14 protein-coding genes are annotated in these 15199 nt (G+C 52.3%); all 14 read left to right on the top strand.

Annotated elements, in window-relative coordinates; translation table 11 throughout:
* The first annotated feature begins 38 nt into the window (after nt 1-38).
* Nucleotides 39-500: a D-aminoacyl-tRNA deacylase gene (gene dtd, locus JQN73_RS06660; protein WP_205322323.1), complete on the top strand. Its 462-nt coding sequence runs from the start codon at nt 39-41 to the stop codon at nt 498-500.
* Between the two features lie 130 nt (nt 501-630).
* Entirely contained in the window at nt 631-1290 is a 660-nt protein-coding gene (locus JQN73_RS06655) for a histidine phosphatase family protein (protein WP_205322322.1), read from the top strand.
* Nucleotides 1291-1456: 166 nt separating this feature from the next.
* Nucleotides 1457-2713: a diguanylate cyclase domain-containing protein gene (locus JQN73_RS06650; protein WP_205322321.1), complete on the top strand. Its 1257-nt coding sequence runs from the start codon at nt 1457-1459 to the stop codon at nt 2711-2713.
* Nucleotides 2714-2885: 172 nt separating this feature from the next.
* On the top strand, nt 2886-3899 hold the full coding sequence (gene dusB / locus JQN73_RS06645; RefSeq protein ID WP_205322320.1) for a tRNA dihydrouridine synthase DusB: 1014 nt from the start codon (nt 2886-2888) through the stop codon (nt 3897-3899).
* A gap of 209 nt (nt 3900-4108) precedes the next feature.
* Nucleotides 4109-4342: a Fis family transcriptional regulator gene (locus JQN73_RS06640; protein WP_205322319.1), complete on the top strand. Its 234-nt coding sequence runs from the start codon at nt 4109-4111 to the stop codon at nt 4340-4342.
* A gap of 209 nt (nt 4343-4551) precedes the next feature.
* Nucleotides 4552-6117 carry a bifunctional phosphoribosylaminoimidazolecarboxamide formyltransferase/IMP cyclohydrolase gene (gene purH, locus JQN73_RS06635; RefSeq protein WP_205322318.1) on the top strand — a complete coding sequence of 522 codons (1566 nt, stop codon included), beginning with the start codon at nt 4552-4554 and terminating at the stop codon, nt 6115-6117.
* Between the two features lie 204 nt (nt 6118-6321).
* A complete protein-coding gene (gene ruvC / locus JQN73_RS06630) occupies nt 6322-6864 on the top strand; it encodes a crossover junction endodeoxyribonuclease RuvC (protein WP_205322317.1) in 543 nt (180 codons plus the stop codon).
* A 596-nt stretch (nt 6865-7460) separates the two neighbouring features.
* Nucleotides 7461-7889, top strand: a complete 429-nt coding sequence (gene mraZ, locus JQN73_RS06625) for a division/cell wall cluster transcriptional repressor MraZ (RefSeq protein WP_205322316.1) — start codon at nt 7461-7463, stop codon at nt 7887-7889.
* A gap of 10 nt (nt 7890-7899) precedes the next feature.
* Complete coding sequence (gene rsmH / locus JQN73_RS06620; protein WP_205322315.1) at nt 7900-8886, top strand: 16S rRNA (cytosine(1402)-N(4))-methyltransferase RsmH; 987 nt, start codon at nt 7900-7902, stop codon at nt 8884-8886.
* Nucleotides 8883-9155, top strand: a complete 273-nt coding sequence (gene ftsL, locus JQN73_RS06615; protein WP_205322314.1) for a cell division protein FtsL — start codon at nt 8883-8885, stop codon at nt 9153-9155. The genes rsmH and ftsL overlap by 4 nt, the downstream gene beginning before the upstream one ends.
* Nucleotides 9152-10915 carry a penicillin-binding protein 2 gene (locus JQN73_RS06610; protein WP_205322313.1) on the top strand — a complete coding sequence of 588 codons (1764 nt, stop codon included), beginning with the start codon at nt 9152-9154 and terminating at the stop codon, nt 10913-10915. The genes ftsL and JQN73_RS06610 overlap by 4 nt, the downstream gene beginning before the upstream one ends.
* Nucleotides 10915-12510 (top strand): UDP-N-acetylmuramoyl-L-alanyl-D-glutamate--2,6-diaminopimelate ligase, encoded by a 1596-nt coding sequence (locus JQN73_RS06605; RefSeq protein ID WP_205322312.1) that lies wholly within the window; start codon nt 10915-10917, stop codon nt 12508-12510. The genes JQN73_RS06610 and JQN73_RS06605 overlap by 1 nt, the downstream gene beginning before the upstream one ends.
* Entirely contained in the window at nt 12507-14024 is a 1518-nt protein-coding gene (gene murF, locus JQN73_RS06600; RefSeq protein ID WP_205322311.1) for a UDP-N-acetylmuramoyl-tripeptide--D-alanyl-D-alanine ligase, read from the top strand. Before JQN73_RS06605 ends, murF begins: the two co-directional genes overlap by 4 nt.
* On the top strand, nt 14024-15193 hold the full coding sequence (mraY, locus tag JQN73_RS06595; protein WP_205322310.1) for a phospho-N-acetylmuramoyl-pentapeptide-transferase: 1170 nt from the start codon (nt 14024-14026) through the stop codon (nt 15191-15193). The genes murF and mraY overlap by 1 nt, the downstream gene beginning before the upstream one ends.
* Nucleotides 15194-15199 lie beyond the last annotated feature (6 nt).

Here is a 15199-nt window from a genome sequence, read left to right as displayed (position 1 = left end):
TGTCGTGACGTTTAATTTTTAATGCAAGGTGGCGCCAATTGATTGGACTCATCCAACGCGTGAGTCACGCCAGCGTTGTCGTTGATGCGGTGACCGTTGGCGCGATTGATGCGGGCTTAATGGTATTGGTCTGTGCAGAGCGGGGCGATACCGAAAAACAGGCCGATGCGTTATTGACCAAGTTGCTGGCTTATCGGGTATTTTCCGATGCTGCTGGCAAGATGAATCTGAGCGTTTCCGACGTCGCCGGCGGTTTGTTATTGGTACCTCAGTTTACGTTGGCCGCGGATACCAACTCAGGTACCCGACCATCGTTCACACCGGCCGCCACGCCTGAAGATGGGCGACGTCTGTTCAGTTATTTCGTAGCGCAGGCGGCGCACAGACACGCGCGCATCGCAACTGGATTATTTGGCGCGGATATGAAGGTAACGTTGACGAATGACGGCCCGGTGACATTTTGGCTGCAAATCAAGCCGCCGGTAGCGAAGCTTGCCTGAGATAGTCCGATTCCCCGGCGCTGTCGTTGCGTGATTGTCGGGTCGAAATCTTTGATTTTCAACCAGGTTCAAGTGACCTGGAACCCATCGAGAAGCACGATTCTCGTGTTTCTGTTCTTAATAGGCGCTCATGCAGACCACAGAAGTTTTGTTGATTCGACACGGTGAAACGGATTGGAACAAAGAAAATCGACTGCAAGGTTATCTCGATATTCCGCTGAATGCAGAAGGTCAACGACAAGCGCAGGCGCTGAGCCTTTGTCTGGCCAAAATCAAGCTGGATGCCGTTTTTTCGAGCGACTTACAGCGCGCTCGCGATACTGCTCAACCGCTGGCCGCAGCACATGGTCTTCGTCTGGACGTGCATGCCGATTTGCGTGAGCGCTGTTACGGTGTAATGGAAGGATTACGAAGGAGTGAGGTGGCCGAACGCTATCCGCAAGCATTCGCCGCCCTGGATAGCCGTGAACCGGATGTCCGTTATCCGCCTGGCGTGAATGTGGCCGAGACACTGAATGAATTTTCGGCTCGCGCCATTGGTGCGATGCGACGAATACTTACCAATACTAAACATAGGCGGATCGCGATAGTCAGCCACGGCGGCCTCCTCGATTGCATTTATCGTCATGCCGAGAGCATGGCAATGGGAGAAAAGCGCAGATTTGACATTCTGAACGCCAGTATCAATCGGCTCATATGGAATGGTGTGCAGATGAAGCTGGTCGATTGGGGCGACGTACGTCATTTGGAGCATTTGAACGCCACCACTTTGGATGAGACAGATCGATAAATCGAACGACCGGTATCGCCGTTCATCAGGCAAGATCCTCTTCGCGTCGCTCGTGTGCCGGCAAACGCATACAGTTAGTTGAAAAACATTGATTACTTAGGCGATCAGGCCAATTGTTTGTGCTAATCTTGTTGCATGGAACAAACATAAAGTATTCGAGGCTCGCATGAAATTCAGCTTGTTTTCGTCCCGTGCTCAACGCACAGTAGCGGGGCTCGATATCTCTTCGCCAAATCCCCCCCAACGGCTCGACGAATTGGGCGCGCCTGACGACAACGAGTTCCTGCCTCCGTCTCCTCTTCCGCCTTCTAGCGTTTCCGTGTTTGATGAGGAGCGCACCAGCTTGAACGAAGCGCTCCATCGTTTGTTGCGCGAGTCGTCGCAAGGAAGCGGAGATCGTAAAAGCTTGCATCGGGTATGCGAAGTCATTTTATCGGCGACCAAAAGATTGCGTTTGGCCTGGGTGGGATTCTGTCCGGACGACGCCGCGGCGATGATTGTTCCAGTTGCGGTTATGGGGCCTGCCATAACTGAATCTGCTACATGGACCCTGCCTAAGGACAGTTTCGACTTTATCGCCCCCTACACCCAGATCGCTGACTGGCACGGAACGCAGGAGGACGAGTTTCACGCGCTGTTCGCGCCTTGGAAAAACAGTCACGGTCAATGCTCAGTGAGCCATGCACTGGCGATACCATTGCGTGCAGAAAAGTCCCATATGCGTGGCATGATTGTATTCTATGCCGACGACGCTAACTATTTTAGTGATGTCGGCGTGCCCGCATTTCAGTCTCTTGCGCATATTTGTGAGGTGATCTGGAAGCAGTCCCATCTGACTTTCTTGCTGACCCAGCACGCCCGCCTGGACCGTTTGACCGGCTTACTCAACCGGCAGCGGATCGCGCGCGCGTTTGAGCGTAATGCGGCACTTAGTTCAAAGACCTCTGGAGGGCCAGCTTTATCGATCATATATTGCTGCCTGCATGATTTTAATAAGGTCAGTGCCTTGTACGGATGGGTGGCCGCCGACAACATGCTGGCCTCATTTGCCAAGGCCACACTGATACAGATGCGGGAAAAAGACCAGGGTGGACGTTGGAGCAGCACAGAATTTTTATACGTATTGCCCGGTGCAGATGCCGCGATGGCCGAGCACTTGTTAGTGTCGTTTGTCGCCCACTTTAAGGATACGCCGGTGGTCGCAGACAATTGGTCGATCCGTATGGCATTTTCGGTAGGCACTGCGACTTACGGCACCGATGGTGTCGGATTAGATGAGTTGTTGCAGCATGCCGGTCAAAATATGCGTCATTCTGTGGCACCGACCGTGGCGTATGACAGTCCGGCGTATAAGGACGTGATGCGATGGCGAACTGCTGCAGCTACGCTCAATGTGTCGTCCGACTCGGGGCCGTCGGGATGATGGGTATTGTTAGGGACAATCATGGACAATCATAGACGGGCAAACTCGTCAAAAGCATCAAAACAAGTCGTTTCATCGAAGGTGTCCATCGCAATTCAGCGTAGTTTTTCGCATTCGCGATAAAATAAGCGCTTTCTCCGTTTAACGCTCTTCTGGTGCGCCCCACATTGCCGTGAATATTGGCCCTTACTTACTGCGTAATAATGTCTTTGTAGCACCGATGGCGGGTGTGACGGATCGTCCTTTCCGGCAACTTTGTAAGGAACTCGGTGCGGGTTATGCCGTGTCCGAAATGGCAGCATCCAATCCACGCCTGTGGAAGACTGAAAAAACCTCGCGTCGTATCAATCATGATGGCGAGATGGCACCCCGAGCTGTGCAGATCGCTGGCGCCGATCCCGTCATGATGGCTGAATGCGCCAAATACAACGTTGACCATGGGGCCCAGGTGATAGACATCAACATGGGTTGCCCGGTGAAAAAAGTGTGTAACAGCTGGTGCGGTTCTGCTTTGCTGCAGGACGAAAAGTTGGTGGCACGAATTCTGGAGGCAGTCGTGGCAGCAGTCGAGGTCCCGGTGACACTAAAGTTTCGCACTGGTTGGGATCGCTTAAATAAGAATGCTCTGACTATCGCTCGTCTGGCAGAAGAGAGCGGAATCGCCATGTTGACACTCCATGGCCGCACTCGGGCGGATGCTTATCGGGGCGAGGCTGAGTACGCGACGATAGCCGCGGTAAAAGCGGCAGTATCTATCCCGGTAGTCGCCAATGGTGACATTACCACGCCCGAGAAGGCCCGCCAGGTGTTGGAATTTACCAACGCCGACGCAATTATGGTCGGCCGCGCTGCACAGGGGCGCCCTTGGATATTTCGTGAAATCGCACATTATTTGCGCACCGGAACGTATTTGGAAGCCCCGATGGTGAGCGAGGTCCAGCATTTGATGGCCGAGCATTTACGCGCGCATTACAGCTTTTATGGCACATATTTGGGGGTGCGGACCGCACGCAAACACATCGGATGGTACGTCCGGGATCTGGTCGGCGGGGAGGATTTCCGTCAACGCATGAACCTGTTAGAAGATTGCGATCAACAGCTTGCCGCGGTAAATAGCTTTTTCGAAATGCAGTTTGCGCATGGCGAGCGGTTACAATACGGTGGTGTAGCGCAGATGGCTGCTTGAGTAAAACGTTGGCGTCAGCGCAACCCCTCGAGTAAAAACCGATGCGAACACATCAGCGTTGAAAAAAATGCGGCCCAAATAAGACCGAAAAAACGACAAAAATATGGTTTAAAGCAAACTAAAACGAAGATTGAAGTCAAGATCGGATCGTGTCAGCTGTGTGCTTTAATCAAAGAAAAACCTCTAGCAAGTAAAACCGTAAAGCGAAAATGAGCAAAGAAAGTATTCAGGACGTTGTCAAGAAAAGCCTCGAGAAGTATTTTAAGGACTTGGGCGAGCAGCCGCCGACGAATGTTTATGACATGGTAATTTCCACGGTCGAAAAACCGGTGCTGGAAGCTGTCATAGCGCGCGCCGAAGGAAATCAGTCGCACGCGGCTGAAATGTTGGGAATTAATCGCAATACATTGCGGAAGAAACTTCAGCAGCACGGCTTATTGTAATTTTTTACCTCGAAACGAACAAAACAAAAAGGTGTGTCACGAACGACTACCTCGGGCAGCACTGAAAACCAGAAATATTGAAAGATGCTTTCGGCCTCTTTCGGGCCTCTTTCGGTGGAACCTCGGGAAGAAAACGTTGGTTCTTCCCTCCCAATCACACCGCTTTGTTTGTTTATTATTAGTAATGCATTATTTCCTGAGTTCCCATCATGATTAAACAAGCCCTCATATCAGTCTCCGACAAGACTGGCATTCTCGAATTTTCCCGCGAGCTGGCCGCGTTGGGTGTGAATATTCTGTCCACCGGTGGCACCGCCAAGCTTCTTGCTGAAAACGGCATCAAGGTGACCGAGGTTGCAGACCACACCGGTTTCCCGGAAATGCTGGATGGACGGGTAAAGACATTACATCCTAAAGTACATGGCGGGATTTTGGCGCGCCGTGATTTTCCCGAGCATGTCAAAGCATTGGCTGAACATCAGATTCCGCTTATCGACATGGTGGTGGTCAATCTCTATCCTTTCCAGCAAACCATTGCAAAAGACCAATGTTCACTAGAAGATGCGATTGAAAATATCGACATCGGCGGTCCCGCCATGTTGCGTTCGTCTGCCAAAAACCACAAGGATGTGATCGTGCTGTGCGATCCAACCGACTACGCTCAGGTATTGGCGGAGTTAAAGGCGAATCAGGGCGAGGCAACTTATGAAACCAAATTTGCTTTAGCCAAAAAGGTGTTCGCGCATACTGCACAGTACGATGGTGCCATCACCAATTATTTCACTTCACTCGGTGATGATAAGCAACATGAAACTCGCAGCGCCTATCCAAACACGCTCAATCTGCATTTTGAAAAAGTGCAGGAAATGCGTTATGGCGAGAATCCGCATCAATCTGCAGCGTTCTACCGTGACATCCATCCGATTGAAGGCGCATTGGCAAATTACCGCCAATTGCAAGGTAAAGAACTGTCTTTTAATAACATTGCCGATGCTGATGCAGCCTGGGAATGCGTGAAAAGTTTTGACGACACTGCCTGCGTCATCGTAAAACACGCAAATCCATGCGGCGTGGCAGTTGGCGCATCTGCGTTAGAAGCGTACAGCAAGGCGTTGCAAACTGATCCGACTTCCGCATTTGGCGGCATTATTGCGTTCAATCATGAAGTTGATGGCAATGCGGCTGAGGCGGTCGCGAGGCAGTTTGTCGAAGTGGTCATCGCGCCATCCTTTACGGACCAGGCCAAGCAAATTTTCGCCGCCAAACAAAACGTACGGGTGTTAGAAATTGCATTAGGTAACGAGCGCAACACCCACGATGTCAAGCGCGTCGGTGGCGGGTTACTGGTGCAAGCTCCGGATACCAAAAACGTCACACTGGCAGAACTCAAAGTAGTCAGCAAAAAACAACCAACTCCGCAACAGCTGCAAGATCTGATGTTTGCCTGGCGCGTCGCTAAGTTCGTTAAGTCGAATGCGATTGTTTTTTGCGGAAACGGCATGACGTTAGGCGTCGGTGCCGGTCAGATGAGTCGAGTCGACTCTGCGCGGATCGCTTCAATCAAGGCTCAAAACGCCGGTCTGTCGATGGTGGGTTCTGCCGTTGCGTCGGATGCCTTCTTCCCATTCCGTGACGGACTGGACGTGGTGGTTAACGCCGGAGCGACCTGCGTGATTCAACCGGGCGGTTCAATGCGCGATCAGGAAGTGGTTGACGCGGCTGATGAACACGGCGTCGTGATGTTATTAACCGGCATCCGTCATTTCCGTCATTGAGTCGGTCAATAAACTGCCTTAATCAACGCCGGGAAGCGAAGCCTGGCCAGGCGGCCGTCCCCACCTTTGGGTCTTCAAGGCTGGGACGGGTGCGCGGGTGCGTGAGCACGCGGGCACCTTTTATGGCACACCGTAGCGGCCGTCAAAAACGACTGACTTGTGTATTTGCATAAAGATAATTGGCACTAAGGTGCTCGGGTAAATATGAGAATTCTCGGTATCGATCCCGGTTTGCGAACGACAGGCTTCGGCGTAATTGATAAGCAAGGCCACAAGCTTGCCTACGTCGCGTCTGGCACGATCAAGACGCCGGATGCGAGTTTGCCGGAGCGTCTCAAGGTTATACTGGCCAGCGTGTCTGAGGTGGTGCGGACTTACTCGCCAGACTGTGCGGCAATCGAGATCGTTTTTGTCAACGTCAATCCCCAATCCACGCTATTACTTGGGCAGGCCCGCGGTGCGGCTATCTGCGCATTGGTAAGTGGTGATTTAGGCGTAGCCGAATATACTGCGCTGCAAATTAAGCAGGCAGTCGCGGGACACGGTAAAGCGCAAAAGCAGCAAGTTCAGGATATGGTCCAACGTTTATTATCTTTACCCGGATTACCCGGCTCCGACGCCGCCGACGCGCTGGCCGTTGCAATTTGTCACGCGCATTCGGGCGATGCGTTGGCAGCACTGGCGGCGCTTGCTCCTTCGCTGGCAAAAAAAGGATTGCGCGTAAAGGGCGGTCGTTTGATCGGGTAAATGTCGTCGAGGCATCAGCACCTCTATATAAATCGTGTGTTTTTTACTTCTTTAAATGTTAGTCGCATCATTTAATGCGTCTTACCTCTCATATTTTTTTATCCTCCCCGTCTTCTCTACCTTTTTTCTTGCATCAAAAAATCATCGTTCTCCTTCCTTTTAATACACGGATGCTTGAATTCGAGGCGGGCGCATTGGGGGGCACAATCGAAGGATTTTTAACATTTCGTGATCCGCTGTGGTCAAATTCCGAATTGATGAGGTTAAAAATCGCACATTTTTAGGGCTTTAAAGTCGCCGTAAAACACATGTGTTTATCTCACATGAAACTTTTATAGTCGGCGGTAAGTCCTTCATTTATTGAGGTATTTAGTTTTCTTCGCTTTCCAGAATTTGTTGCCAAAGTTACGCTAAGTCATTGACTTTACACAAAAATTTGCAATTCGCACGGTGTAAATGGCTTGACCTCTTATAAGGCATACTCTAAAGTGGGTGGCAGTGTGAAAAAGTGTGTTTTTGTGGGGCGTTTTTGCTGATCATAAAACCATTTATTAAGACCATTGCGCTATTTATTGTATTCAATCAGGAGGTCAGCGGTGTTTCAGGGTGCGTCAGCATTAAATCTCGATGCAAAGGGGCGGATGTCAGTGCCTTCAAAGCATCGTGACGCGCTGACCGTTCAATGTGAAGGTCGTCTGACCGTCACCAAACACCCACACGGCTGTCTTCTGCTCTTTCCACGTCCTACATGGGAAAGCCATCGCGAACAAATCGCGGCCTGGCCTATGTCGGCACGCGCCTGGCAACGTATTTTTCTTGGTAATGCCTCCGATGTTGAACTCGATTCTGCCGGGCGAATTTTGATCGCGCCGGAATTACGTATTGCAGTTGGCTTATCGCGAGAAGTAATGTTGTTGGGAATGGGAAGCCATTTCGAGATTTGGGATGCAGCCAAATTGGCTGAGAGCGAGTCGCAAGCAGTTGCGGCTGGCATGCCCGATGTATTAAGTAACTTTTCCTTCTGACGGCGCCAAGATGACTGAACAATCGGTGCCCGAATTCCAGCACCGCACGGTGTTGCTGGATGAAGCTGTAGATGCGTTGAATATCGTCGGATCTCGTGCGGACGGCGTCTATGTCGACGGCACTTTTGGCCGCGGTGGACACAGTCGCAAAATTTTAGAAAGCCTTGGGCCGCTCGGTCGTCTGATTGCGTTTGATAAGGATCCGCAAGCGATTGCAACCGCGAACCTGATTGTCGATCCACGGTTTGAGATCGTACACGACAGTTTTGCGACCTTAGCAGAGGCATTGCAGGACCGTGACATCGCCAAGGTAGACGGCGTATTGCTGGATTTGGGCATTTCATCGCCCCAGGTCGATGATGCCAGCAGAGGTTTTAGTTTTCGTGCGGATGGTCCATTGGATATGCGCATGGACACCACGCGGGGTATGTCCGCAGCGGCGTGGCTTGCAATAGCGGATGAACAAACAATTGGAAAGGTAGTGCGTGATTATGGGGAAGAACGGTTTGCTGTTCAGATTGCAAAGGCGATTGTTGCTGGCCGGGCAATCCAACCAATTTCAACCACACGACAGCTTGCCGCGATCGTGGCAAACGCTGTCAAAACCCGCGAGAAGGGTAAAGACCCGGCCACTCGCACATTTCAAGCTATCCGGATTTACATCAATAAAGAGCTTGAAGAACTTCAAGTAGTCCTGGATCAGGCGTTTGAGCAGATGTCTCTACAAGGGAGATTGGTGGTGATCAGTTTTCATTCGCTGGAAGATCGCATCGTCAAACAGTATATGTCTTCTAAAGCCAAGTTGCCGCAACCTGACCGTCGCCTACCCATTCTTGCGGTCGATTTACCGCAACCGCAGTTGAAGCTCGTGTCTCGCATCAAGCCCTCCGATGCTGAGGTAATCGCGAACCCACGTTCACGCTCAGCGATCATGCGCGTCGGTGAACGCCTGGCCGGCAGTCCGCCATCCGGTTTCTCGTCAGGTGACAAATCATGATCGGCCGTGTCAATGCGGTGCTGACGACGATACTGGTGATCTGCGCGCTGGCATTGGTGAATGCACAGTATCAGGCACGCCAGCTATTTATCGAGTTAGGGCGCGCCCAAAGCCAGGCGCGGCAGTTGGATATCGAATGGTCGCAATTACAGCTAGATCAATCCACGCTCGGTAAGAACGCCAGAATCGAGGCTAGCGCGCGCCGTGATCTCAATATGGTGCCCCTGACACCACAGCGCACCCAGTATTTGACGATGGGGGCCAAATGACACGTAACCCCCCGCGTACCGCTGCTTCGAAAGGCATGCCGTTCACCGCCAGTCCGGTCTTGAAAGTCAAGCTCCCGGTATGGCGTTCACGCGTCGTGTTATTCATGTTATTCGCGGCTTTTTTTGCGCTGGTGGTCAGAGCGTTATGGCTGCAAGGTGTGTCCACCGATTTTTTGCAAAAGCAGGGTGCTTCGCGTTATGCGCGCACGCTGGAACTGCCGGCAACGCGTGGCAAGATCACCGACCGTAACGGACAGGTTTTGGCCTCATCGGTCCCGGTTAAAGCGATTTGGGCAATCCCCGATGATGTGCAGCAAGCGCCCAAAGAGAAGCTGGAAGCCCTCGCAAAATTGCTCGATATGACCCAAGCCGAATTAAATAAAAAGCTCGATTCCGATCGCAGCTTTGTTTACCTTAAGCGGCAAGTCGAGAAAGAGGTAACGGATCAAATCGCCAAACTGGGTATTGCCGGGATCGAAACTCGCCCGGAATATAAACGATTTTATCCCGAAGGCGAGGTCGCGGCCCACGTGGTCGGCTTTACCAATATCGAGGACGCGGGTCAGGATGGCATGGAGCTGTCTCAGCAAAAAACGTTGGCAGGAACGACAGGCAGCCGCCGGGTCATCAAAGATCGCCTCGGTCATATTGTTGAAGACATCGAAGCTGTAAAAGAGCCGCATGACGGGAAAGATCTGGTGTTGTCGATTGATAGTAAAATTCAATACATCGCGTTTACGCAACTAAAAGAAATGGTCGAGAAGACCAAGGCAAAAGCCGGAGCCATTGTGGTGGTGGATGCAAAAAGCGGCGAGGTATTGGCGCTTGCCAACCTGCCCAGTTACAACCCAAACGATCGGTCGATTCTTACTGGAGCACAGTTGCGAAATCGGGTAATGACCGATACTTTCGAGCCGGGATCGACGCTGAAACCCTTTACGGTGGCATTGGCGCTGGACACAAATCGGATACAGCCCGGGACGACCTTTCAGGTTCCCGACAAAATGACAATCGGGACCGCGACTATCGGCGATTCGCATCCCCATGGATTGTTGACGATGAGCGTAGCCCAGATTATTCAGAAATCGTCGAACCTTGGGACCGCCAAGATTGCTCTGCAAATGCCAGCCGAAGAGATGTGGGAAATGTTTACTACCGTCGGTCTTGGACAGCAGCCAAAATTTGGTTTCCCAGGTGCTGTCGCCGGTCGCGTCCGACCATTCAAATCATGGCGGCCTATTGAGCAGGCTACGATGAGCTACGGCCACGGAATATCAGTTTCGCTGATTCAGATGGCGCATGCCTACACAATTTTTGCGCGGAATGGTGATTTAATCCCGTTATCGTTTAAAAAGGTGACGACGCCACCGGTCGGTCAACGTGTTATATCCGAAAAGACCGCGCTCACAATGCGCGCGATGCTCGAAAGAGTCACGGCACCGGGCGGTACTGCACCGAAAGCACAAGTACCCGGCTATCGGGTGGGTGGCAAAACCGGCACCGCTTATAAAATTGAGAACGGCAAATACGTCAAAAAGTATATTGCCGATTTTGTCGGTTTCGCACCAGCTTCCGATCCTCGGCTCATCGTTGCTGTCATGATCGATGAACCAAGCAACGCTTACCGCTATGGTGGCGACTCGGCTGCGCCAGTTTTTGCCAGCGTAGTGGGGAATGCATTGCGGACCTTGAATGTTCAGCCAGATTCGAACATCACCGATATCATTATCCCAACCGATGGTCCGAAAGAGAGCTTCTGATGACTCTCAGAAGATCCGCACCATCGAATCCCGTGAAGTCGGCTGAGCTGGGGTCAATCCAGACATGGTTGGCCAGACTTGTGACGGCAGCATCGCTGCCAGTCCGATTGGTATCGGATTCGCGGAAAATCACTACGGGAGATGTTTTTTTTGCTTATCCCGGCGATGGCACCGATGGTCGGGCTTACATCGATCAGGCCCTCCAAAATGGTGCGGCTGCGGTCGTATATGAAGCTGCTCAATTTGAATGGAATCCGGAGCGGGCCGTTCCGCATCTCGCGGTGGACGGCCTCAAAAAACTGGCAGGTCCGATAGCCAACAATTTTTATCAGCAGCCCGACCGGGATATGTGCGTCATTGCGGTCACTGGAACCAACGGCAAGACATCTTGTAGTCAATGGCTCGGCCACGCTTTGGCCCAACTCGGGCAGCCTACCGGCGTCATTGGCACATTAGGCGTTGGCATTTTTGTGCCGCGTCAGCGGGCCGAGTTCACGGTCACCGGCTATACCACGCCTGATGCGATCCTGTTGCAGGGTGAATTGGTGAAGCTTAAAGCGGCGGGTGCACAAGCTTTAGCGATTGAGGCCTCTTCTATTGGTTTGCATGAAGGACGGCTCGACGGCATGCACATCGACATCGCCTTGTTGACCAATTTCACCCGCGATCACCTTGATTATCACGGCGATATGGCTACCTATGAAGCCACCAAGCGCGCGCTTTTTGACTGGCCAGGTTTGCAGCATGCGGTGATCAATCTTGACGACGATATGGGTTTGCGTCTGGTTCAGCACCTGCGACAAAACGACGGTGCAGTAGCTATTATCGGCTATGCCTTATCGGATGCCGCGGTGCAAAGTGCCACCGCCTTGGGGGAATTTCCGATCCTGCGAGCAACGGCAGTGCGTACCAGCACGAGTGGTACGGTGTTTCATGTAGAGTCGCCATTTGGCGTAAGTCAGATCAAAACGCACTTGGTCGGCCAGTTTAATGTCAGCAACGTGTTGGGCATTCTGGGTGTTTTGCTGGCCAAAGGAATCCAATGGGACGCCGCCGTTCAAACGCTCGAACGATTGACAGCCGTTCCAGGTCGCATGGAGCAGTTCGGCGGTCAGGATGCACCGCTAATTGTGATCGATTATGCGCATACGCCGGATGCACTGGAAAAAACATTACTCACGTTGCGTGAGGTAGCGCAGCAACGTGGTGGTGAGCTCTGGTGCGTTTTTGGCTGCGGTGGAGATCGCGATCCTGGCAAACGGTCACAAATGGGTACCGTTGCAGAATTGGCGGATCATGTGATTGTCACCAGTGACAATCCACGCAGCGAAGAGCCAGCGGAGATCATTGCGCAGATTCTTGCCGGCATGCCATCAGCCACCGGGGAGTCATCGAAGGTTCAAACTCAGGAAGATCGGGCGGCGGCGATTTTACGTGCTGTACGGAAGGCCGGTAAAACCGATGTGGTGTTATTGGCTGGTAAAGGTCACGAGACCTATCAGGAAATAAAAGGCAAGAAATTGCCATTTTTAGATGCTGACCATACGGCCTTGGCCTTGGCCTCCCGTGCCACGATGAAAGGTGGCGTCGCATGATCAAGCTCCCGAAGGCGCCAAAAGGACCATTTAAGGCGTCGGTCAATGATCTGCAATCCTGGTTGCAGTCCTCGCATCAGACGGTTAGCGTAGCCAGCATCAATAGCAATAACAACGGCAGCATTGAGGCCGGCGAAGTTGTCGTGACCGGGTTAACTACCGATAGTCGCGCGGTCGTGGAGGGGAACCTGTTCGTTGCTCTGCGCGGCGAGCGCTTCGATGCGCATGACTTTCTGGATCAAGTGGCGGGCCAGGGCGCATCGGCATTAATCGTTGAGCGTGCTCCCGGTAATTTAGCGGTACCGGCGCTGATAGTTGCGGATACGCGGGCTGCACTTGGGGCAATTGCGAATGGCTGGCGTCGACAGTTTTCGCTGCCATTGATCGCGGTGACGGGCAGTAATGGCAAAACCACGGTGAAAGAAATGATTGCTGCGATTCTGGCAGCTGCGTTCGGTGCCGATGCTTATTTGTCTACGCGCGGTAACTTGAATAACGAAATAGGTGTGCCACTAACGTTACTGCGACTGGATGCGCGCCATCAGGCTGCAGTCGTTGAACTGGGCATGAACCATCCCGGCGAAATCGCGGTGCTCGCAGCCATTGCCGCACCTACCGTCGGGCTGGTTAACAATGCCCAACGCGAACACCAGGAGTTTATGGCGAGCGTCGAAGCCGTTGCCGCTGAAAATGGCGCGGTAATCAGCGGCCTATCAACGGATGGGGTAGCAGTATTTCCCGCGGATGATGCCTTTACAGCATTGTGGCGCGGTCTTGCTGCAGACAGAGCAGTACGATCGCTGACCTTTGGTTTTTCTGACGACGCTGATGTGCGCTGCACTTATCAGCCGACGGCGTTTGGCAGCACACTTCAGGTCATCACATCCGCTGATGCATTCGCGGTCCGGCTCGAAGCAGCCGGTGAACATAATGTGCGTAACGCGCTCGCCGCAACGGCCTGCACCTTAGCGATCGGTATTGACGTTGACGCTATTGTGCGGGGATTAGAGTCGTTTGCCCCGGTCAGCGGTCGCTTGCAGCGCAAACAGGCGCAACATGCCGCTTATGCTGGCGCCCTCGTTATTGATGACACGTATAACGCTAATCCAGACTCAGTACGCGCAGCGATAGACGTGCTGGCACAAGCCCCCGCGCCGCGCTTATTAGTCCTCGGCGATATGGGCGAAGTCGGTAATGACGGCCCTGCATTCCATCAGGAAATCGGTGCGTATGCTCGCCAGTGCGGCATTACCCAGTTTATTACATTGGGTGCGCTGGCAATTGACGCGAGTCAGGCTTTTGGCGCATCGGCGCTGCACTTCGACGACATCGCAACATTGATTGGCGCTATCGATTCGCAAATGACATCTGCCACGACTGTATTGGTCAAAGGCTCACGCTTCATGAAAATGGAGCGCGTGGTAACCCATATGACCAGCGGCGGTGTTCCGCAGGATCCATTATTGCCACCAATATCTTCACCATCATCAACACCATCACAGGAGTCGCACTAATGCTGCTTTGGCTAGCGCAAATTTTTCAGCAGGATCATAGTTTTCTGCGCGTATTTAATTTCATCACTTTTCGTGCCGTCTTCGCGACCCTGACGTCTTTGGCGATCGGTCTGATTGCGGGGCCGGGCGTGATCCGAATGCTGGCGCGCCTGAAGGTCGGGCAAGCCGTTCGCACTGATGGTCCGCAAACGCACCTGATTAAGTCCGGTACGCCAACCATGGGCGGCGTTCTGATTTTGATCGCGATTGGGATTTCAACTTTGCTGTGGAGCGATCTTGGCAACCGCTTTGTCTGGATTGTGCTGTTAGTAACATTGGGCTTTGGCGCAATTGGCTGGGTCGATGACTATCGCAAGGTGGTTTATAAAGATCCGAACGGTATGCGTTCGCGTGAAAAATATTTCTGGCAGTCGTTAATCGGTGTTGTTGCGGCAATTTGCCTCGCATTTTCGGTTTCGGGTGCGACCAATATGCAGGTTTGGAATTTATTTGTGGCGTGGATTAAGTCCGGGCTGAGTATGGATCTGCCGCCGAAAGCAGATTTGATTGTGCCGTTTTTTAAGACTGTCAGCTATCCCTTAGGTGTCTGGGGCTTCATGGCACTGACCTATTTTGTGATCGTTGGAACCAGCAATGCTGTCAATCTGACCGACGGTCTTGATGGACTGGCGATTATGCCAACGGTACTTGTTGGCGCGGCGTTGGGTTTGTTTGCTTATTTGACCGGTAACTATACTTTTGCCCGGTATTTGTTAATACCGCATATTCCCGGTGCGGGAGAATTGCTGATTTTTTGCGGTGCCATGGCCGGTGCAGGATTGGCCTTCCTTTGGTACAACGCTTATCCGGCACAAGTCTTCATGGGCGATGTCGGCGCACTAGCATTAGGCGGTGCACTCGGCACAGTAGCCGTTATCGTGCGCCAGGAAATATTGCTATTTATTATGGGCGGCATTTTCGTCGTTGAAACGCTCTCGGTGATGTTGCAGGTCATTTATTTCAAATACACAAAGAAGCGCTTTGGTGTCGGGCGTCGCGTGCTGCTAATGGCACCGTTGCACCATCACTACGAGCAAAAGGGTTGGAAAGAAACGCAGGTGGTTGTTCGTTTCTGGATCATTACGATGATGCTGGTGCTGTTTGGTTTGTCCACGTTGAAGTTAAGGTAAAAAGCG

Origin of the sequence: Glaciimonas sp. PAMC28666 (assembly GCF_016917355.1) — a bacterium.
Taxonomy (GTDB): domain Bacteria; phylum Pseudomonadota; class Gammaproteobacteria; order Burkholderiales; family Burkholderiaceae_D; genus Glaciimonas.
This window is presented reverse-complemented; position numbering and strand designations above follow the sequence as displayed.

Bases quoted from the DNA above. Each gene is read 5' to 3' on its own strand.
- JQN73_RS06605 (WP_205322312.1), top strand. From the start codon at position 10,915: ATGACTCTCAGAAGATCCGCACCATCGAATCCCGTGAAGTCGGCTGAG.
- rsmH (WP_205322315.1), top strand. From the start codon at position 7,900: ATGACTGAACAATCGGTGCCCGAATTCCAGCACCGCACGGTGTTGCTG.
- purH (WP_205322318.1), top strand. From the start codon at position 4,552: ATGATTAAACAAGCCCTCATATCAGTCTCCGACAAGACTGGCATTCTC.
- ruvC (WP_205322317.1), top strand. From the start codon at position 6,322: ATGAGAATTCTCGGTATCGATCCCGGTTTGCGAACGACAGGCTTCGGC.
- murF (WP_205322311.1), top strand. From the start codon at position 12,507: ATGATCAAGCTCCCGAAGGCGCCAAAAGGACCATTTAAGGCGTCGGTC.
- ftsL (WP_205322314.1), top strand. From the start codon at position 8,883: ATGATCGGCCGTGTCAATGCGGTGCTGACGACGATACTGGTGATCTGC.
- mraY (WP_205322310.1), top strand. From the start codon at position 14,024: ATGCTGCTTTGGCTAGCGCAAATTTTTCAGCAGGATCATAGTTTTCTG.
- JQN73_RS06640 (WP_205322319.1), top strand. From the start codon at position 4,109: ATGAGCAAAGAAAGTATTCAGGACGTTGTCAAGAAAAGCCTCGAGAAG.
- JQN73_RS06655 (WP_205322322.1), top strand. From the start codon at position 631: ATGCAGACCACAGAAGTTTTGTTGATTCGACACGGTGAAACGGATTGG.
- JQN73_RS06650 (WP_205322321.1), top strand. From the start codon at position 1,457: ATGAAATTCAGCTTGTTTTCGTCCCGTGCTCAACGCACAGTAGCGGGG.
- JQN73_RS06610 (WP_205322313.1), top strand. From the start codon at position 9,152: ATGACACGTAACCCCCCGCGTACCGCTGCTTCGAAAGGCATGCCGTTC.